The 20240-nt window shown below is 43.2% G+C and carries 20 protein-coding genes; 11 read left to right on the plus strand and 9 right to left on the minus strand.

Features of this window, described 5'->3' with window-relative positions:
* Positions 1 to 44: 44 nt before the first annotated feature.
* Positions 45 to 2069 (minus strand): sensor histidine kinase, encoded by a 2025-nt coding sequence (locus ACHUFI_RS16255; RefSeq protein ID WP_394250972.1) that lies wholly within the window; start codon positions 2067 to 2069, stop codon positions 45 to 47.
* Complete coding sequence (locus tag ACHUFI_RS16260) at positions 2056 to 3522, minus strand: sigma-54-dependent transcriptional regulator (RefSeq protein WP_394250974.1); 1467 nt, start codon at positions 3520 to 3522, stop codon at positions 2056 to 2058. The genes ACHUFI_RS16255 and ACHUFI_RS16260 overlap by 14 nt, the downstream gene beginning before the upstream one ends.
* Positions 3523 to 3817: 295 nt before the next feature.
* Between ACHUFI_RS16260 and ACHUFI_RS16265 the strand changes: the two genes are divergently transcribed.
* The 6 genes from ACHUFI_RS16265 (at position 3818) to ACHUFI_RS16290 (ending at position 8754) form a co-directional block, all read left to right on the plus strand.
* Positions 3818 to 4624 carry an ABC transporter substrate-binding protein gene (locus tag ACHUFI_RS16265; protein ID WP_394250976.1) on the plus strand — a complete coding sequence of 269 codons (807 nt, stop codon included), beginning with the start codon at positions 3818 to 3820 and terminating at the stop codon, positions 4622 to 4624.
* Positions 4625 to 4651: 27 nt separating this feature from the next.
* Positions 4652 to 5350, plus strand: coding sequence for an ABC transporter permease (locus ACHUFI_RS16270; protein WP_394250978.1), 699 nt, complete (start codon positions 4652 to 4654; stop codon positions 5348 to 5350).
* Between the two features lie 9 nt (positions 5351 to 5359).
* Positions 5360 to 6079: an ABC transporter ATP-binding protein gene (locus tag ACHUFI_RS16275; protein WP_394250980.1), complete on the plus strand. Its 720-nt coding sequence runs from the start codon at positions 5360 to 5362 to the stop codon at positions 6077 to 6079.
* Positions 6057 to 6641 carry a molybdenum cofactor guanylyltransferase MobA gene (gene mobA, locus ACHUFI_RS16280; RefSeq protein ID WP_394250982.1) on the plus strand — a complete coding sequence of 195 codons (585 nt, stop codon included), beginning with the start codon at positions 6057 to 6059 and terminating at the stop codon, positions 6639 to 6641. Before ACHUFI_RS16275 ends, mobA begins: the two co-directional genes overlap by 23 nt.
* Positions 6641 to 8425 (plus strand): bifunctional molybdopterin-guanine dinucleotide biosynthesis adaptor protein MobB/molybdopterin molybdotransferase MoeA, encoded by a 1785-nt coding sequence (locus tag ACHUFI_RS16285; protein WP_394250983.1) that lies wholly within the window; start codon positions 6641 to 6643, stop codon positions 8423 to 8425. The genes mobA and ACHUFI_RS16285 overlap by 1 nt, the downstream gene beginning before the upstream one ends.
* A 62-nt stretch (positions 8426 to 8487) precedes the next feature.
* Positions 8488 to 8754 carry a DUF2960 domain-containing protein gene (locus ACHUFI_RS16290; RefSeq protein WP_394250985.1) on the plus strand — a complete coding sequence of 89 codons (267 nt, stop codon included), beginning with the start codon at positions 8488 to 8490 and terminating at the stop codon, positions 8752 to 8754.
* A 110-nt stretch (positions 8755 to 8864) separates the two neighbouring features.
* Here ACHUFI_RS16290 and nagK read toward each other — a convergent pair whose 3' ends face one another.
* Positions 8865 to 9773: an N-acetylglucosamine kinase gene (gene nagK, locus ACHUFI_RS16295; protein ID WP_394250987.1), complete on the minus strand. Its 909-nt coding sequence runs from the start codon at positions 9771 to 9773 to the stop codon at positions 8865 to 8867.
* A gap of 153 nt (positions 9774 to 9926) precedes the next feature.
* A complete protein-coding gene (locus ACHUFI_RS16300) occupies positions 9927 to 10667 on the minus strand; it encodes a tRNA-uridine aminocarboxypropyltransferase (RefSeq protein WP_394251109.1) in 741 nt (246 codons plus the stop codon).
* Positions 10668 to 10743: 76 nt separating this feature from the next.
* On the opposite strand from ACHUFI_RS16300, the gene ACHUFI_RS16305 reads away from it, so the two are divergent.
* Positions 10744 to 11547, plus strand: a complete 804-nt coding sequence (locus ACHUFI_RS16305; protein WP_394250989.1) for a sterol desaturase family protein — start codon at positions 10744 to 10746, stop codon at positions 11545 to 11547.
* Between the two features lie 60 nt (positions 11548 to 11607).
* Here the strand turns inward: ACHUFI_RS16305 and ACHUFI_RS16310 are convergent, their stop codons facing one another.
* Positions 11608 to 13641: a methyl-accepting chemotaxis protein gene (locus ACHUFI_RS16310; RefSeq protein WP_394251111.1), complete on the minus strand. Its 2034-nt coding sequence runs from the start codon at positions 13639 to 13641 to the stop codon at positions 11608 to 11610.
* 104 nt (positions 13642 to 13745) lie between these two features.
* On the opposite strand from ACHUFI_RS16310, the gene ACHUFI_RS16315 reads away from it, so the two are divergent.
* Positions 13746 to 14234, plus strand: coding sequence for a C40 family peptidase (locus ACHUFI_RS16315; RefSeq protein WP_394250991.1), 489 nt, complete (start codon positions 13746 to 13748; stop codon positions 14232 to 14234).
* Positions 14235 to 14251: 17 nt separating this feature from the next.
* On the opposite strand, the gene ACHUFI_RS16320 is transcribed toward ACHUFI_RS16315, so the two are convergent.
* From ACHUFI_RS16320 to ACHUFI_RS16330, 3 genes are all read right to left on the minus strand, one after another.
* Complete coding sequence (locus ACHUFI_RS16320; protein ID WP_394250993.1) at positions 14252 to 14596, minus strand: DUF3802 family protein; 345 nt, start codon at positions 14594 to 14596, stop codon at positions 14252 to 14254.
* A gap of 183 nt (positions 14597 to 14779) precedes the next feature.
* Positions 14780 to 15748: a GGDEF domain-containing protein gene (locus tag ACHUFI_RS16325; RefSeq protein ID WP_394250995.1), complete on the minus strand. Its 969-nt coding sequence runs from the start codon at positions 15746 to 15748 to the stop codon at positions 14780 to 14782.
* The gene (locus tag ACHUFI_RS16330; RefSeq protein WP_394250997.1) at positions 15748 to 16719 is read right to left on the minus strand and encodes a response regulator; all 972 of its coding nucleotides are present in this window, start codon (positions 16717 to 16719) and stop codon (positions 15748 to 15750) included. Before ACHUFI_RS16330 ends, ACHUFI_RS16325 begins: the two co-directional genes overlap by 1 nt.
* A gap of 227 nt (positions 16720 to 16946) precedes the next feature.
* On the opposite strand from ACHUFI_RS16330, the gene ACHUFI_RS16335 reads away from it, so the two are divergent.
* Positions 16947 to 17813 (plus strand): fructosamine kinase family protein, encoded by an 867-nt coding sequence (locus ACHUFI_RS16335; RefSeq protein WP_394250999.1) that lies wholly within the window; start codon positions 16947 to 16949, stop codon positions 17811 to 17813.
* A 35-nt stretch (positions 17814 to 17848) separates the two neighbouring features.
* On the plus strand, positions 17849 to 18052 hold the full coding sequence (locus ACHUFI_RS16340; RefSeq protein WP_394251001.1) for a CPXCG motif-containing cysteine-rich protein: 204 nt from the start codon (positions 17849 to 17851) through the stop codon (positions 18050 to 18052).
* Between the two features lie 57 nt (positions 18053 to 18109).
* Here the strand turns inward: ACHUFI_RS16340 and ACHUFI_RS16345 are convergent, their stop codons facing one another.
* Positions 18110 to 18718: a riboflavin synthase subunit alpha gene (locus tag ACHUFI_RS16345; protein ID WP_394251003.1), complete on the minus strand. Its 609-nt coding sequence runs from the start codon at positions 18716 to 18718 to the stop codon at positions 18110 to 18112.
* 141 nt (positions 18719 to 18859) lie between these two features.
* Between ACHUFI_RS16345 and ACHUFI_RS16350 the strand changes: the two genes are divergently transcribed.
* Positions 18860 to 20230 carry an MATE family efflux transporter gene (locus ACHUFI_RS16350; protein ID WP_394251005.1) on the plus strand — a complete coding sequence of 457 codons (1371 nt, stop codon included), beginning with the start codon at positions 18860 to 18862 and terminating at the stop codon, positions 20228 to 20230.
* Positions 20231 to 20240: the final 10 nt, after the last annotated feature.

Genomic DNA, 20240 nt, shown 5'->3' on the forward strand with positions numbered 1-20240 from the left:
GCCCTCTACTGTTAGAGAGGGCTTTTTATTAAAGGTTAGTTTTGTCAAAGATTAGCAATCTGCAACTCGTTCTCAACTTTGGTTGGAAGGTAGACACTAAAACAGCTCCCTTTCCCAACTTCAGACCTCACCCGGATTTCCCCGCCTGTTTGGCTCAAGATGCTTTGAGAAACCGATAATCCAAGTCCGGTTCCATCACGCTTTGTCGTATAAAATGGTGAAAATATACGTTTCAGGTGCTCTTCTTTTATCCCACACCCTTGATCTTCTACGTGAATAACCGCGCCGAGAACTTTCCCATGCTCTAGCCAGTCTTCACTACTCACAGTCAAACGCCCTTCCCCTTTCATTGCATGAATCGCGTTCATTTGCAGGTTCACTAAGATCTGAAGTAGCTGGTTTCGATTAATCTCGACCGAAGTTTTGGCATTCAACGCTGACACATACTCAATGTTGCGTTTCTTTGCCCCCGTTTTCACCAACGTAATGCTTTCATCAACAATCGGGTTGATATGCTGCCAAGTGATTTCATCCTGAACCCCGCCTTGCCTGCTGTATTGAAGTAAACTTCTGGTGATATTCCTAATGCGGTCTATCTGCGCCATTATCGCGGTAATTTCTTCATCGACTCGATTCGCTTCATCTGCGAGCTCAAACTTCATTAATTCCACGTTACCCAGAATTACAGCGGTAGGGTTATTAATCTCATGGGCAATACCAGCCGTCAGCTCACCTAATGCAGCCAGTTTTTCATTCACAACAAGCTTGTCTCGCGCTTGATTTAACAACTTAATATGATGTTCTAACTGCTGCGTTTTTTCTTTTAGGCTGGCAGTCCTTTCATTGACTTTGCACTCTAGCCTTTGTGCTGCTTCGTTGATTTCTTTGTTTCGCTGATGAAGCAAATCAAGCATCTTGTCGAATTGCTTAGCTAATTGCGTAAGCTCATGCTGGTCATCAAGCCCAAGCGTACCAATTCGCTTGTCTTGTCCCATCTGCACCAGCTTTACGACTTTATGAATCCGCTCGATAGGGTTAAACAGATCCCTCGCGCCTCGGTACACAATCAAACCAGATACAAGAAGCAGTGTTAGGATGGTCAAGCTTATCTCACCGAGATTGGTCAAATAAGTTTTAACCAAAGGCCAGATCAAATAACCCGTATATAGCATCCCTATGACATTGTCATATTGATCTCGAATCGGTTGATACGCCGTGATATACCAAGCGTCATAAACAAACGCTCGATCATGCCACTCTTTACCTTGGTTAAGCACACGAGAATGGACTTCATGGGAAACTCTAGTGCCAATCGCACGCCCTGCTCTATCTTTGCTATTTAGAGGAACATTCGTGCTTACCCGTAAGTCATCTAGAAATACCGTGACTGTTCCCGTTCTACGAGTAGAGCCTTCACGTGGAGGGTAAATAAGGTTTCGGATTTGGTCGACTAGCACTGTCGAGTTGTTCAGCAAGATGCCACCATCAAGAAAGCCGATGATGTCATTGTATTTGTTTCGAATTGGAATGACGGTTCGACTGACTAAACCACGTGTTTCGATACCGCTTCCATTTAGTAACGGCACTTCAGCGCGTATTGCCAGTTCATGATCTAGTTCGTCTAGCTCTTGTTTGTCGAGTACGTCAAAGAACGACTCTCGCCTAGTGAGGTCAAGGAACTGCCACTTTTTCTCCATGGTATCAACGCGATGCCAATGCAGAAAATCCAATTGATATCGTTTTCTACTTTCTGCAACCCACAGTTCAAACTCTGATTCTTGATATTGGATATCTAAACGTGAGCGAAAATCATAAGACTCAGAGAAAGCCCTGACGTTGCTCGCCTGTTGATGTTGGATTAAGTTAATACTGTTATCCGCAACATCTAACCGCTCAGATACATCGACCACTGCACCTTGCCAAGTGTAATGCACCGACCAATACATGGTGATAGCAACCAGCGCACATAAAGTCAGGATGATAGGCGCAGAGGTTAAAAACAGCAGACGATAACGCACCATCGTTTTAAAACGGAAGCGCCATTTACTCGCAAGGTTACGAATTGGCATATTCTGAACCTTCGATGTACCACTCCTTGTATTTGCGCTCTAAGGTTTTGCGGGCGACACCAAGCTCTCTTGCTGCCGCAGATTTATTCCCATCATGGTGATCGACCAATTGTTGAATGTGCGCTTTTTCAACCTCTTTTAGTGTCCACGAATTTGGATAGCCTTCTTCGGCATCACCAGTATCCATATTTGGCAACTCAGCCCCATGTGACACCGTCATAGACACATGAGTAGGCGTTACTTCACCACTCAGTTCACGCCAATAGTGTGCAGGGGGCTTACCCAGTAAAATACAACGTTCCATCAGGTTTTTAAGTTCTCGAATGTTGCCCGGCCAAGCATATTCATTCATTGCCAAAATGTCTTCATGAGCCCACTTTGGCTCGGGCATCCCGAGTTCGCTCGAAAGCATGCGCGTAAAATGCGGGACCAATTCAATAAGATCGGCTAGGCGCTCTTTCAATGGAGCAACATCGATTTTTAATACATTCAGTCGATAATACAGATCACGCCGAAATGTCCCTTTATCCACCTCTTCCTGCAAGTTTCTATTCGTAGCCGCAACGACGCGAACATCGACCGAAATCTCACGTTCACTACCTACTGGACGAATCGTTCTTTGTTCTAGCACACGTAATAATGCAGCTTGCATAGGTAAAGGCATCTCTCCAATTTCGTCTAAGAAAAGTGTTCCGCCATGGGCAACTCGAAACAATCCTTCGCGGCTTTTTTTTGCGCCAGTAAAGGCGCCCGATGTGTGACCGAACAATTCACTTTCTAAAAGTTCAGGCGCAATGGCTCCACAGTTGATGGGTACAAATGGCCCCGTTCTCTTACTCACTTCATGTACCCCTCTAGCTACAAGTTCTTTACCCGTACCAGATTCCCCTTCTATCAATACAGATGCTCTTGAAGGAGCAAATTGGGTAATCATCTGCTTCAACTGCTTCGTTTTATCGGAGCTACCAATAATTTCGGTCGTAATATGTCGGCTCACATCGCGCTTCAATGCATATTGCATGCGTTGTTCAAGACGTTTGTCCATACAACCTAAAACTGCCTGGATCATTTGCTCCAAGTTAAAAGGCTTAAGAATGAAGTCGGATGCGCCAAGTTTTAAAGCCGAGATGGTCATATCGAGATCAGCGTACCCCGTCATGAAAATCACATCTGATGGTTTGTCCGGATCATTAAATGCTTCTTCCCACTCAATACCGGAGCGTCCCGGTAAGTTGATGTCCAAAACAATTAGATCGAAGTGTTCTCGGCTACGAATAATCTCTGCGTCTTCAACAGAGCCGGCACATTCAACTTTTCCAAAAAACTTGCCAAGCGCTTTTCTTAAAATAGCTTGCATACCAACCTCATCATCAACCACTAATACCGAGAATGCTTGGTATTGGTTATAAGGTTGATTATCTGAAGAATGCTCCGAGCGGGTGAAAGTCGACATAATGAACTTACTTTTTGAGTGGGAATGAGACAGAGTGTACCAACTATAATTCCGTTCAATATGTTTAATATGCGACATTTTGTCCTAGCTCAAACTTTACAGGCGATTTTGGCAAACCTTTCATTCTAATTGCCTGAAATTCCGTCTATTTCTAGGTTTTATCTAAGTTAAATTATTGGCATCAAGCTTGCTTACGTAGGCATATGGTAAGCAAAGTATTGCATTACCGCTCGTTGGGACAAAAAGAACGGAGTTTCTTGCCCATCAACTATAAATCATAATAATGGACATAATAATGAAAGCAATCACGTTAACTGTTGCAGCCCTTTCTATCGTCAGTTACTCGGCTAGTAGCGCTGAAAGCACTCAGCACATCAAATTAGCCACCACCACCAGTACTTATCACTCTGGGCTTTTAGATTTTCTTCTACCAGAATTTGAAAAGGATTCTGGATTTAAAGTCGATGTTATCGCTGCCGGTACGGGGAAATCTCTACGTATGGGCCAAAATGGCGACGTTGATTTAGTCATGACACATGCGCCAAAAGCTGAGGCCACTTTCGTTGATAAAGGCTATGGCGTTTTACCGCGTAAGCTAATGTATAACGACTTTGTGATTGTTGGGCCTCAGCAAGACCCTGCAAAGATCGAATCTCAAAAATCGGTCGCGGAAGTATTCAAATCGATCGCTAACTACAACGCGACTTTCGTGTCTCGTGGTGACGACTCAGGGACTCACAAAAAAGAAATGGGAATTTGGGCTCAGACAAAGATGGAACCAAATTTCGGTGGCTACCGCTCTGTTGGTCAAGGCATGGGACCAACTCTAAACATGGCGTCTGAAATGCAGGGCTATACGATGACCGATAGAGGTACGTGGCTCGCTTATCAAAATAAACTCGAGCTTTCTGTTTTATTCCAAGGTGACAAAAACCTGTTTAACCCTTACCAAGTGATTTTAGTTAACCCTGAGCGTTACCCTGCTATCAACTACCAAGGAGCTAAGGTATTCAGCGATTGGCTTGTGAACCCTAAAGGGCAAAAGCTAATCAACGAATTCAAACTTCATGGTAAGCAATTGTTTGTCGCAAGCGCTGAATAATTTTCCTATAACGAATACGAGATAACCATGAGCCTTTGGCAAACGACGCTTGAAGCATTAAATCTATTGGTCAGTTTCGACAACGAGTTATGGCAAATTGTTGCTGTCTCTTTTAGCGTGTCGTTATCTGCTATTTCGCTAGTGATCTTTCCCTCGATCATTATGGCGTTCATTTTGGCCTATACGAATTTTCCGGGTAAATGGGCAGTACTTTCTGTCATCAATACCCTTCAAGCAATCCCCACTGTTGTCATTGGCCTTTTGCTGTACATGATGTTATCTCGTTCTGGCCCTCTGGGTGATTGGCAAATGCTCTTCACTCAAAAGGCCATGATCTTCGGTCAGATGCTTATCTGCTTTCCGATCCTTGTGTCTATGATGCATGGTGCTTTACAGGCCAGTGACCGCAGGGCATTAGAAACCGCTGTTACCTTAGGAGTTTCGACGACTCGTGTTGCAGCCACACTGGTTTGGGAGACTCGTTTTCCTTTATTGGCCGCTACCATCGCTGCTTTTTCTCGCATTGTGACTGAGGTTGGTTGTTCGATGATGGTGGGTGGCAACATCATGGGAATGACGCGAAATATCCCAACCGCGATTGCTATGGAGAGCCACAAAGGGGCGTTTGCTCAGGGCGTCGCTCTAGGCATGGTTTTGTTGTGTTTAGCACTGGCTTTAAACTTTTTCCTTTCGAGCGTTAGAGGAAAAGGTTACTTAAGAACTTAGGTGGGTAGAATGAGTATAAAAATCACCACGCAACAGCTTTCGGTTCGCTTTAAAGAACGGGTTCTTTTTCATATCCCCTCGTTAAGTATTGGTCCTAACGACGCCATTTACTTAAAAGGTGACAATGGTGTAGGAAAAACGACCTTACTTAAGGTGCTAGCGGGGCTGACTAAGCCAACAACTGGAAAGATATGTGGCTCTTACACAGATTGGAAATCCACACTTTTTCCAAGAACAAAATTCAAAGACATTATCTACCTGCACCAGTCCCCGTATTTATTTGATGGCACCGTGTATCAAAATGTCGCTTATGGTATTCGCTTTGTAAAAGAGTGCCAAAAAGATAAGCGAGCGCAAATAATTAACGCCCTAAGAATGGTAGGTTTGGAAACATTAGCCGACGAACACGTCTCTGTTTTATCAGGGGGGGAACGTCAGCGTGTAGCAATGGCTCGCGCTTGGATTCTGAAACCATCTATTTTGCTGATGGATGAACCTAGCGCCTCATTAGATAAAGAATCTATTGAAAGATTGGTCGTAATGGCAGAAGATCTCCTAAAACGCGGAGTGAGTTTGGTTATTACAAGCCATCAAACCAATGCGCTAACAGATCTATGCCAAAAACAGTGGCAGATTAAAGATAACACTTTAACCGAATCGCCAATGTTGCACGTTATTTCAAAACATAAAGCACAAGAGAAATTATATGTTGCTTCCAACGCAAACTAGTTGGGTCATTTTAGCTGGCGGACAAGCACGCCGTATGGGCGGTAAAGATAAAGGTTTAGTCGAACTAAACGGTCGCCCTCTTATCCAGTACGTTTTCGATAACTTATCTAAGCAAACCCAATCTATTACGATTAATGCCAACCGAAATTTGGAACGGTATGGACAATTTGCGCCTGTCGTACAAGACATCTTCCCTCACTTTCCCGGCCCTCTAGGGGGAATTCATGCGGGCCTAAAAAGTGCCGAAAGTGATTGGGTTGGGTTTGTACCTTGTGACAGCCCACAAATTAACGACGATCTGGTCGAACGTTTTTGCCAGCAAGTCGAGCCTGACTCCGATATTTTAGTGGCTCATGATGGTGAATATAAACAGCCTGTATTTACTCTATTTCATAAGCGTGTATTGCCAAAACTGGAAGCTTTTCTAGAGCGCGGCGATAGAAAAATCATCCTGCTATACAAAGAATGTAAGACTAGTTATGTCGATTTCAGTGATTCGCCGAATTGCTTTGTAAATCTGAACACGCCTGAAGAACTCACACAATTTGGAACCATCCAGTAATGACTCAATCGAAACGCCACCCTAGCCTTCCTTTACTCGGTTTTGCTGCCTATAGCGGTACTGGAAAAACCACATTACTTGAAGCCCTCTTACCGTTATTAACCGAGTCCGGGCTAAGAATTGGTGTTCTAAAACACGCTCACCATGATTTTGACGTCGACAAACCTGGCAAAGATAGCCACCGTTTAAGAAAAGCAGGCGCAAGTCAGATGCTCATTTCATCTCGTAACCGCCATGCGTTAATGACTGAAACACCAGAAGCCGAGGCAGAATTTGAGTATTTATTGTCTCGCTTTGATGCCAATAAGCTCGATTTAATTTTGGTTGAAGGCTGTAAGAATATTGCTTTCCCTAAGATCGAATTACACCGTGACGAAGTGGGTAAACCTTGGTTATACCAAAACGATAGTAACATCATTGCGATTGCTGCAGATTCCGCCGTTGAATCCGATTTACCGCAAATGTCTATCAACGACCTTCCTGCGATTCGCGATTTCGTTCTTCACTACACTGCTAGTTTTAATAGTCAAACGAAAGACGATACTCCTGCTGTTTGCTGTGATTCTTTCTCTCCTGCCGGTCTAACCGTCACTCAAGGCCAAGAAAAAATCTTAGACAGTATTGATTCCTCTAACACTTCTGAAACCGTCAGCTTGTTAGAGAGTTTTGAACGCGTATTGGCGGAAGATGTTATCTCACCGATTAATGTCCCGCAGTATACCAACTCTGCAATGGACGGTTATGCGATTAAAGCGGATGATCTAGAACTCGACTCTTATACAGTAGTCGCGGAAGTGATGGCTGGCCATGCCTACGACGAAGAGCTGAAATCTGGGCAAGCCGTGAAGATCATGACAGGTGCACCGATGCCAGTGGGCGCGGATACTGTCATCATGCGTGAGCAGGCGATTCAAGAAGAGAATAAAGTCCGTTTCCCTGACGCAAAAATCACTCTAGGACAAAATGTTCGTCAAGCTGGTGAAGATTTGGCGATTGGCCAAGCTGTGTTTACCAAAGGGACTCATATTGAATCTCCGGAAATGGGCATGATGGCGTCGTTAGGCTTTGGTGAATGTAAGGTCGAGCGCCAAATAAAAGTAGCCGTATTTTCTACGGGTGATGAAGTTCAAAACCCAGGTGAAGCGCAAAAGGCCAACTCCATATTTGATTCGAATCGTTTTACCATCATGGGGATGCTACGTAAGCTTGGCTGCCAAGTGGTTGACTACGGAATTATCGAAGATGACGAATCAAAGATGGTCGATATTCTTCACGCCGCATCGCTTGATAACGATATGGTGATCACGTCTGGTGGCGTTTCTGTTGGCGATGCGGACTACATAAAGCTTGCTCTCGATAAACTTGGGGAAATCAATTTCTGGCGTATCAATATGCGCCCAGGTCGCCCACTTGCCTATGGCAAGATTGAAAATACTCCTTTCTTCGGCTTGCCTGGTAACCCAGTGGCCGTCATGGTTTCATTCATCAACTTTGTCGAACCTGCTATCCGTAAGCTACAAGGGCAAGCCAATTGGACGCCACTAAAAGCAAATGCCATTGCCGCTGAATCTATTCGTTCACGTCAAGGTCGTACCGAGTTTAGTCGTGGCGTCTTTCATATGAATGAGCATGGTGTATTAGAAGTTCGTACGACAGGTAAGCAAGGCTCTGGAATTTTACGCTCAATGAGCGAAGCAAACTGCTTAATTGAAGTTTCTCCATGCGTAGACACAGTAAAAACCGGTGAAAGCGTGACAATCATCCCGCTTCAAGGCAGAATCTAGCCAATTCTATTTGGAAGCCATTTGATGTTTGGCTTCCAATCGCAGCATTTAGAGAGATTGACATGGCACGTACCATTCTTTACACCTACAAAGACGAAGACAAAGAGTTATTGTTTTCTTATCAAGAGCACCGCACCATTCAAGAAGCCGTTGCGGATGCAGAAGGTATCGACTTAACTGAATACCTCAAGACAGAGCAACAACTTGAGGTAATTTCTGATACGAAAGCCGTTAGAAATTACCAAGACAACTATTTCCGCAAATTAGGTTTCACAAAGCTTACTCTGAAGCAAAAAGATAACCTTGGTGTCGGTAAAAAGAAAAAATAAATCTGGAAGCCCTGCTTTTAGCACAAGTTTCTTTGATTTCGAAAACAAAAAAGGTTGATGCTTGCATCAACCTTTTTTAATTCAATCGAAGTAAAACGAATAAATCTGAATTACTTAATATTTAGGAAAGCTGCGCCACGAACACCGCCTGAGTCACCATGCTTTGCTTTAATGATTTTCGGACATTTAGCAACAGAAAGTAGGTACTTAGGTACACGCTTTGGCATTTCTTCGTAAATTAGCTCGAAGTTTGATAAGCCACCACCTAATGCAACAACATGTGGATCAAGTGCAGTGAATAAGTTACCAAAGCAGATGGCTAGCAACTCCATAAAGCGTTCTACGTGCTCAGCTGCTTTTTCTTCGCCTTGCGCGTTCGCCTCGATGATTTCAATCGCTTTTTTCTTCTCACCATAATAGTGTTCGTATAGAAGTTCGAAACCACGGCCAGACAAATAGCTGTCTAAGCACCCTTTTTTACCACAACCACAACCAAGTAATGGTGCGTTCTCGCCAAGGTGAAGCCATGCATCAAGTGGTAGGCGCATATGGCCTAATTCACCAGCTACGTGATTACGACCAGAAAATACTTTTCCATCGTAAATCAAACCACCGCCAAAACCAGTACCAAGAATTAAGCCCGCTACGGATGGTTCATCTTTCAGCTCTTCATCCCACGCTTCAGAAAGTGCGAAACAGTTAGCATCATTTTCAATTTTTACAGAGCGTCCGATTTTAGCTTCTAGGTCTGCACGTAAAGGCTTACCTTTAGCAGCAGGAACATTCACAGTAAGAACCGTTGCGTCATCAGCGTCTTCCATACCCGGAAGACCTAAACCAATTTTACCTTCACAAGAGAATTCAGCATCATACTTGTTCACAATCGAAGCGATGGTTTCTACCAACTTAGCGTAATCATCTGTTGGTGTTGGAACGCGCTCGGTTGCTACTCGCTCTAAGTTTTCGTTGAAAGCACCAAATTCAATTTTAGTACCGCCAACATCGAAGCCGTAATACATTAACTCTCTCCTGATTCTTCCCTAAAAATGGGAGTTTTAAACTAAACTAGGGGCATTATCCATATCCCTCCCCCCACAAACTGTGACGGAAAGCTTATTTATATGTTGAATCGATTCAGTTGCACAACAAGTCAGCACACGGATTGGCAAAGCTTAGACTGACTTCTCGCTTTTACTGTGTTCTATGAACGCTTTCAAGCTCGGTTTAGTTTGATCAGACTTATAGCGTGTTTTGCTCAGCATGTAGCTTTCACGAAAAGCTTCAAACCAAAGGTTCAGTGTTTCCGCTGCCTGTTCTTCCCCTGCCTGCTTTAAAACTAAACTGGCCACTTCAGCGGTAGAAAGATGCTGTTCATTGTCTGACTTTCGCATCATATATTGCGAAACCGATTCAGGCTCAACTGACAGAACTGGCAGGGATTGCAAATACTCTGAACGGCGGAAGATCCGGCGGGCTTCACGCCAACTTCCGTCGATAAAGATCAACAGTAACGTTTTTCCGTTATCCCGCATATGCGGCAGGCTCTCAATTACCCGTGATTTATCATCGGTGTAATCTTCTGGGAACACAACTACAGGTTGGTATTTATCGTCAGCCAAAACCTCTAGCATTTTTGGGTCCGGTTCAGTTCTATGCCATAAAAACACATGGCTTTCCTTTACCGTATCAACGATTAGTCTCCCGGTATTGCTTGGCTTCAATACTTCGTTATCCGACAAAATCAACATAGTTGCGACATCGGTTTCTATATCAGGCTGATGGTCGCAGATGCAATGTCCCTGCTCGATTTTGCAATATTCGCAACGTACCACTTTACAGCCACGAGCTTTAAAAGGTCGTGTGGAAAGGGACAATCGGTGTTTATATAGGGCGTGAAAAGCGTGGAATCTCATGGTCACTAAAGGTAGGTCTAGAAAATTGCGCTGATTGTACTTACAGTGGGAGGAGAATGATAGAAGGAATTTCTCCATGCAAGACCCATCGTTATTACGTTTCGCTAGCTTTGTCTCTGTATTTGTCTTATGTGCTTTATGGGAATATAAAGCTAAGCGTAAAGCGCTCACGCAAAACAAAGCATTCCGCTGGCTTAATAACTTTTCACTACTAACGCTCAATAGTGTGTTTGTCGCCTTATTAATGCCGATTCTAGCCTTTGAAGCGGCTACCATCGCTCAAAGTAATAGTTGGGGGCTGTTCAACCTAATGGCGTTGCCGAATCCAATTGAGCTCATCATTTGTATTGTACTTCTCGACTTAGCCATTTACCTTCAGCACCTACTCTTTCATCGTATCCCAATGCTGTGGAAATTACATCGCGTACACCATGCAGACTTAGATATTGACGTTACAACAGGCACTCGTTTCCATCCAATTGAAATTATATTGTCTATGTGGATTAAGGTTGCAGTGGTTATTGCGCTTGGTGTTTCGCCTATCGCTGTCGTCATTTTTGAGATCATACTGAATGCTAGCGCCATGTTTAATCACAGCAACGCAAAGCTACCGCTCAGTTTTGATAAATGGTTCCGTAAACTGATCGTGACCCCAGACATGCATCGGGTTCATCACTCGGTAATTTTACGAGAAACGCATTCTAACTTTGGCTTTTTCTTATCTATCTGGGATGTCATTTTCAAAACATATCGTGACCAGCCTAGTCTTGGGCATACAGAAGTAACCATAGGTGTGCCAGAAATAAGGGAATCGAAATCACAGCGACTCGACAAAATGTTAGTTCAGCCTTTTGTTCACCATTCATTTCAAGATAAATAGAGCTTAAACGAAAAAGGAGCGTCGTAATGCGCTCCTCTTGCTTCATTCACCCCACCGATACTAATCAAGCAAATACTTGTGTAGCATCGCTTGCTGATTTCCAGCTATCTGAGCGACTTGTTGCGAGCTTTCCACCATGGATTCAATTTGATGTTTTGTATTTTCTCCACGCTCTGACACACGAGATATTGAACGTGAAACATCGGCTGTTGCTCTTTCTTGCTCTTCTGTCGCGACCATAATCTGCTCAACCCGACCACGGATCTGTTCAACCGCTAGCGCAATTTCTTCAAAGGTATCTTTCACATCATTACTGGTCTGTAACGCGCTCGACATTTCTTTTCTCGATTCTGCCACCGCGACTCGCGATTTCTCAGCGGCATTGACTAACTCATTCATCATGTCTCGGATGTTCGTCGTTTGTTGCGAGGTATCACTGGCAAGTTTTCGTACCTCGTCTGCAACAACAGCGAATCCACGGCCTTGTTCCCCAGCTCGCGCGGCTTCAATTGCAGCATTCAAAGCAAGCAAGTTGGTGCTTTCAGCAATACCACTGATCATATCAACCATTTCTCGAATCTGTTTGACTCTAGAATCCAACTCGACCATCGACGACTCGTTGATATTTAGCGTGTGCTCCAAGCTTTGTAGGCGTTCTTGATTAAGCCCGATCACTTTCCCACCCTGTAATGATTGATTCGCCGCTAAAGTGGCGTCTTCATTGGATGCGTTAGTGATTGTTGCAATCTCTCCGATTGACGCCTCCAACTCGGTGACAGTCGAAATCATACTTTGTAATGAATCGTTCTGCTCAAGCAAACTATGGTTAGTTTGCTCCGCTGCATCGTGGCTGACTTCAGCGGTTTGATAAAGTGTTTCACAGTTCCGAGTAACTGTTGCAATCGAACAGTTTGTAGAATCGATCACTACATTCAGCTTTCGGGCGATATCTTTCAGTTCAAAAGGCCCTATTAACTCGGCTTTGTGCGAGAAGTCATGGCTAGATAGATGACTCAATTGCCTCGTAATGTTCTTTAATCCCTTATTTGTCCAAGTGCGTAGCCATAACCATGAAACGAATACCACGGCGATAATCACAACACTGCTCATCATGATGATCCCAATGATATTGGATATGGTAGCGGTAACCACTCGCTCGCTGTTGCCAATTAACGCTGACGCGGTGTGAGAAATAGTGTTTAAAGTATTAATGATTCGCTCAGCGATCATGCTGACTTCTGAAAAGTCGTGTTTTTGTTCTTCAACTAATGCCAACTTAGTTATAATTTGCTTGAGTACTCCCTGCTCTTCAAACCCACTGCGGACCATATCGTAAGGCGCAGTTAAGCTCGCAAACTCTTTGATATCCGGGTGCCACTCAGAAAAATCATCATAGGCTAAATTGATGCCAGCGATGCGGTTTTTCATTTCTTGGTACTCTCGCTCCGCACTTTGCAAATTATCCTGCATCATTAACACTAAGAATGTGCTTTCCATGGAACTGGCACTTGCCGTAAAACGGTTCGCTGCATCATAGGCCTCAGGGTTGTCTTGTACCAAGAATGAGCTAATCCGATTCATTTCTGGCCCAATCGAGCTCAACCCATATCGAAATTCAGTGACATCACTTCCAATCTTGGCTTGCTTATTCAAGATCTCCATTTGCGCATCTAATATGCTTAGTGACAAATGCTGAAATGCTTCTATGTCGGCTTTTAAGGCAAGCTGCTGGTCTTGAGTTACGGCTTCACTGTATCGGTCTGCAATATTAAACAATTGTTGAGTGAGTTGAGCCGAGTGTAGATTGTGTGACGTAATGCTTTCTCTGTACTCAACGAGTGAGCCCTTAGACTCAGTTTGAATCCCATAGCTAAGTAACTTAACCTGCTCTAATATACTTTGCGTGAGTTCTGCGTTATGCATCGCCAAAGGTAGCGCTTGTTCTGATAGGGTTTCGAAATGGCCTCCAATACGTTCTACACCACGGACACTTGTGAAAGAAAGTACGACAACCAATAAAATGATAGATAGAAAGATCACACTGATCATTTGAATCAGCGAAAAGGTGTAGCGAGAACTAGTGGTGTTGGGCATAAGGAATCCAATTTGACTCATAAGGGCTAACCCCTTAATTTAAGGCGTATACTAGGATCCGTAGATTACGGTTTTATTTCATATAGATTTCAAATGAGTGACACATGAAAGCACCGATAATCTTATATCTTACCTTTAATATTTTGTTGCTCACGGCCTGTAGCCACCAGCCGGATTTTTCAGCACCAGAAAGTGCCTATCGTAATCAACCAACTTCACACGCCGAAAAAGAAACAACACAAGCCTATCTTGCGCTTTATGATAAATGGCAAGGCGTGCCTTACTTATATGGTGGAAATTCTTTTTCTGGCATAGATTGTTCGGCCTTTGTGCAAGTTGTCGTGAGAGATGTCACACAGCAACTACTTCCAAGGACTACGCATCAACAAAGTGAACACGGGCTTGAAGTGAGCTTTGAACAAGCTAAAAGTGGGGATTTAGTTTTTTTCCGAACATCGCGTTCGACCAACCATGTAGGCGTATACTTGGGTAACAAACAGTTTTTACATGCTTCTACCTCAAAGGGCGTGATCATTTCACGATTAGACAACCCATATTGGGCTTCAGTATTTTGGCAATTTAGGCGAGTCTAAGCTCGCCATCAAAAAAGCTAGTCGTATTTAGCAACCGCTGAATCGAATAGATTCTTTACTAACGCAATGTATTCATCGAGAAATTCGATTTGCTCGTTTGTTGCTTTCTTGGCCCAAACTCCAGCCAATACTTCACTTAAATCAGCAACCACTGAGTCCGTCTCTTTTAGCAGCTGAAAACGAACACTTGAGTGCAACTCAGGGTTTTGTTCAAAGATCGCCATGATGTTGCTTGAAATCATATCCGTTACGATATCTTCCACGCTCTCAGTGCCGGTATCACCCTGCTCTTTGGCAAAGACATCTAAGTTAAATGCCAAATGCTCAATCAACGCTAAATAACCATCGGTTTCTACAACCACTATATTTCTCCACTTCTGAGCTAGTATCAGAGTTTTAATCTCACTATTAGTAGTAATACTAAGACAACTCTGACATTTGTCATCAATATATTTTTAAAAACCTAGCACAGGTTATTTAGTTGGTAATTATTTGAGCAATATAATGAAAGCGAGACAAAGTTTTAATCCAAGTAAACTCAGCATTTATGAGTCTTGAGGCATAAAAACTGAGGTTGTGTTTCTGCCTTGCTGCTTAGATTCATACAAACAGTTATCCGCTTGCTTTAGCCAATCTAAATAATCTGTCACATATAAGCTGGTTTCACAGACACCAAGGCTAACGGTAAATTCAATACTGTGGCCATCAGATTCGACTATCGTAGACGCAATTCGTTTACGTAACCGTTCTGCAAAGTAATAGGCTTGATCTGAAGTGGTATCTGGCAACAACACAGTAAACTCTTCACCACCGTAACGGCCACAAATGTCTGTACCTCTCGCGGTTTGTTGTACTAACTCCGCAGCTTTACGTATCACATCATCACCAACCGTGTGACCATAAGTATCATTGACCCTTTTAAAATGGTCTATATCGAAGATAACAATTGAAGAAGAGGTTTCCAGTGCCAACGTGCGGTCAAATTCGGCTTTGAGAGATTCCTCCCAGAACCTTCTATTATACAAACCGGTTAGACCATCAGTTTTGCTGGCTTTCGACAGTCGTAAGTTCGTTTCCCTCATGGCTATTTTATTCTTCGCGATATCTGATACATCGTTAATGATGATCGACATATGAGAAGTTTCACCACACAGTGATCTTAGTGGTGTGATCACAATATCCTGGTACATGAATTCCGCGCCGTTGGAGACAGGAGAGAAATTACAAAACTTAAACAAATAGGCACGGTCTTCCCAACTAGAGAAGGATTTAGTTTCAAGATCTGCAGCAGCATCAACTTTTGCACGAAGCCAACTCTCCGGCAGTTCTGGACACACTTCAAACAGGTTTCTACCCATAATATTTTGGGACAATATGCCGCTGTATGATTGCATGAAGCTGTTCCATACACAGACATTGTAATTACGATCAATCACCAACAACCCGGAATCCATCGTGTCCATGATCTGCATGACCCAGTGAAAATCCGCCATATCAAGCGTTAAATCAGACATCACAAGATCTCCATAATACTTTGAATCAGATCCACCGATTTTTTATCTAATAAAAACAAGACTTCACACTCGAAGTCCAAACGCTCAGCCTGATACGTATATTCGATGGTAAACATAGTTTCGCTATCTGGTGTCGACGTGTTTTTCAAAGACGACATATCCATAACTTCAGGTTGCCTCAGCGAAATCTCTTTGTCTATTTGACCACCAAGAGATACCAGATACGACGAAACCAACAGGTTAGAGATGTTCAGCACGATTTCATTATAAGTACTGTACTCTCGTGGATAACCAAGCCGGCGTCCTATTTCCTCTATATCCTTTCCACGCAGACACACCAAAGCTTCACCGTGCAGGCCGCCACCGACAAAACGCTGAGTGACCGCCACCGAGCCATCGCGCTGCAACACGTCCAGCATTGCCATTTTTAGTTCACCAAAGCTTAAAGGCCCAACATTAGGCACGGGCAAATGAATAAATTCATTGAGGTGGTCAGCCATAATAGCCGCCCCCTTACCTAAGGCGATGTTAGTCAATTCTTTAAACTTCGCTAGGCACTCTTGTTGGCTAAGTTTGGTGTGAACTTTTCTAACGGTTTGGTGAGGGACATAGAGAGTAAGTCCAAGCTTTTCAAACAAGGGCTCAATAACCTTAAATGAAAATGGCTTTTCGACAAAATCATAGGCACCAAGGCTTAGGCATCGATTACGCGCCTCTTTTTGAATATCACCAGACACCACGATTACTTTGGTGGCATATTGGCTAACAGGTAACGCTGCCAATACTTCAAAGCCATCCATAACAGGCATGGTTAAATCCAAAAATAAGATATCAATGTTCTGTTCACTGATAATGCTTAGCGCTTCTCTACCGTCTTGAGCGAAACAAATCGTGTGTTGAGCACTTTGGCAAATACTGCGCGCAATAGACTTTCTTGCTACTGCTGAATCATCACAAATGAGGATCTTCATCAATGGATACTTGTTGTATAAAAAACTAACATGTTGTTTATTGTATATCCTTGTAAAACCTATCAATAATGATTCTTTTATTTATAGGCGGCAGAGATCACAATTAGACTAATTTTTTAACAAACACTTTGTTTTGAAAGCAGAACATTGAGCTTGTTACCTATTATTCAATTCAAAATAATCTAAACTTGATGTTAAGAAACCATATTCACTTTGGGGATTACCATATGTGGCAGGCTATTTCTCAACAACTCTCTGATACTTTGATGTTTAATTTTAATATCGTTGAGCGGGTCAAAGTACCCGGTGGCGACATTAACGATTGCTATATGATTAGCGACGGCAATGAACGATATTTTGTTAAAGTGAATAACAAAGATTTCATAAGCAAGTTTCAGGTAGAGGCTGAGAATCTACGTCTGCTCCGTGAAACTTCCACGGTTTTTGTTCCCGAATTAGTTCACATTGGTACGTGTAAAGAGTCCGCATTTATCATCTTAAACTACCTCCCTACGAAGCCCCTTGAAGACGATAAGTCCAGTTATCAATTTGGAGTGCAGCTCGCGAAGCTTCATATGTGGGGCGAGCAAAAAGAATTTGGCTGCGATCAAGACAACTTCCTAGGAAACACTCTTCAACCTAACCCTTGGCACAAAAAGTGGGCACGCTTCTTTGCTGAGCAGCGTATCGGATGGCAACTCCAACTATTGAAAGAAAAAGGCATAGAGTTCGGGCAAATCGATGAAATGGTCGATCTCATACATACCAAATTATCCGGTCACCACCCTCGCCCTTCTTTGCTACATGGCGATCTTTGGCATGGCAACGCTTCCAATTCGGCTTTTGGGCCGATTTGTTACGACCCTGCTTGCTACTGGGGAGACAGAGAATGCGATATTGCGATGACGGAGCTTTTCGAAGGGTTTCAGCCTGAGTTTTATAAAGGCTATGAGAGCATTGCACCGCTTGATATTGGCTATACTGACAGGAAAGGGATTTACAACTTGTACCACCTACTTAATCACTGTAATCAATTTGGTGGACAATATCTCGCTCAAACAGAAGCTTGCATTCAGAGGATCCAAGCCTTTTAGATCTTGTGGAACAGCTAAAGTAGAGGATGTACTGTATGCATAATTACACAGAGAAAAGAGTGACATGCCCTCATTGTGGGCACATGATTGGAATAACGTTAGACGCGTCCAACGGAAGCCAAGATTTTTATGATGATTGCCCCGCATGTTGTAACGCCATACATTTAGATATGCAGGTCGATGAAATCAATAACAGTATTATCCTTTCTATTGATGCGGATGACGAACAAGTGTTCTGATGTATGACTTCATTTGAAGAAAGAGCACATTCTATGCTCTTTCTTCCTTTCAGCCTGCTACTTTTGATTAGCAAGAACACGTTCGACAGTGTCGACAATTGCTTGAGTTTGAGGATCGAACTCAATATTCACTTTATCGCCAATTCCACGAGATCCGAATAACGTTCTTGTCAGTGTTTCTGGGATCAAATGTACAGAGAAACGACAGCCCTCTACTTCACCAATCGTTAAAGAACACCCATCAATACCAATGTATCCTTTGGCTAATACGTATTTCATTACCGATTCAGGTAACTCAAACCAAATCGTTCGGTTGTTTTCTGTTTTAATTACATCAACGATAGCAGCAACAAGCGAAATGTGACCAGACATGCTATGGCCACCAATCTCATCACCAAACTTTGCCGCACGCTCAATGTTTACTTGGTCGCCTACATTTACTTCACCTAAGTTAGTTAACCTAAGCGTAGCTTGCATCAAATCAAACGAAACTTGCTCTCCTTCAATCTTTGTGACGGTCAGGCAGCAACCATTATGGGCGACAGAAGCACCAATGGATAAGCCTTGGTTCAAATCATCACCTAACTGAATGACATGAGTTTGAAATTTATCTTTCTGTTCAATCGCAACAACGGTTGCTAGTCCTTGCACAATTCCTGTAAACATTGTTTGTTCTCGCAGTTTTTCGTAGCAGTTATTGTGACATTTCTTTATGATTCGTCCTAGGGGAACCCTGAATTTTTCATTCCTACTTTTCCTCTCTACTCATTCTTATAACTATTCTAAATTTTGGCTTGGAGTGCTTTTGTGCATCGTTATAAAAAAGAAGCATCAAATCTAATTAGGCTTGCGACACCTGTTCTCATTGCGTCAGTTGCTCAAACAGGTATGAGCTTTGTTGATACTGTAATGGCTGGTGGTGTCAGTGCTATTGATATGGCAGCGGTATCGATTGCTGCAAGTATTTGGTTACCGACTATTTTGTTCGGTGTAGGTTTGCTTATGGCACTCGTACCTGTTGTGGCTCAGCTGAACGGCTCAGGCCGACAAGTCAAAATTCCATATGAGATACAACAAGGTGTGACTCTTGCCTTGATTATGTCATTACCTATTATTGGCGTTCTTTTCCAGACTCAGTCTATTTTGAACTTAATGGACGTTGAACCGCTAATGGCAGAGAAAACCAATGGCTACATGAACGCTGTTATGTTTGCTGTCCCTGCTTTTTTGCTATTCCAAACATTAAGAAGCTTTACCGATGGTATGTCCTTAACAAAGCCAGCGATGGTCATTGGATTTCTAGGGTTGCTGCTTAACATTCCTCTAAACTGGATGTTTGTTTACGGAAAGTTAGGTGCTCCAGCGCTTGGCGGTGTTGGTTGTGGCGTCGCAACAGCGATTGTTTACTGGGTGATGTTTGCCCTACTTTTCGCTTATGTTCTAACATCAAAACGTTTAGCGAAGATCAATATTTTTGGAGAGTTTCACAAGCCGGAGCTGAAAGCACAGATACGTCTATTTAAGCTTGGCTTCCCTGTGGCGGCAGCGATTTTCTTCGAAGTTACACTGTTTGCAGTAGTGGCACTGTTAGTCGCTCCGCTAGGGTCACTCATCGTAGCAGCGCACCAAGTGGCAATTAATTTCTCGTCGTTAGTGTTTATGCTACCTATGAGTATTGGTGCGGCAGTGAGTATTCGTGTTGGTCATAAGCTAGGTGAGCAAGATACAGAAGGAGCCAAAATTGCCACTCACGTCGGTATTTTTGTTGGTTTATCAACAGCGTTTATTACAGCAGCATTGACCGTCATCCTCCGCGAACAAGTGGCTCTACTTTATACCGAAAACAGCACTGTTATCGCAATCGCAATGCAACTTCTGTTATTTGCGGCCATTTATCAATGTACGGATTCTATTCAAGTTATTGCAGCCGGTGCGCTAAGGGGATACAAAGACATGCGTTCAATTTTCAACCGAACGTTTATTGCTTATTGGATTCTGGGCTTACCGATTGGATATATCTTAGGAATGACCGATTGGGTTGTCGAGCCAATGGGCGCTCATGGGTTCTGGGTAGGTTTCATCGTCGGGTTATCTTCAGCAGCTATTATGCTTGGCTTACGACTTCGTTGGATGCACAAGCAAGATGATTCGGTTCAGTTAGAATTCGCAAGTCGCTAGCATTTCTTAA

Origin of the sequence: Vibrio profundi, assembly GCF_043642225.1 — a bacterium.
Taxonomy (GTDB): domain Bacteria; phylum Pseudomonadota; class Gammaproteobacteria; order Enterobacterales; family Vibrionaceae; genus Vibrio; species Vibrio profundi_A.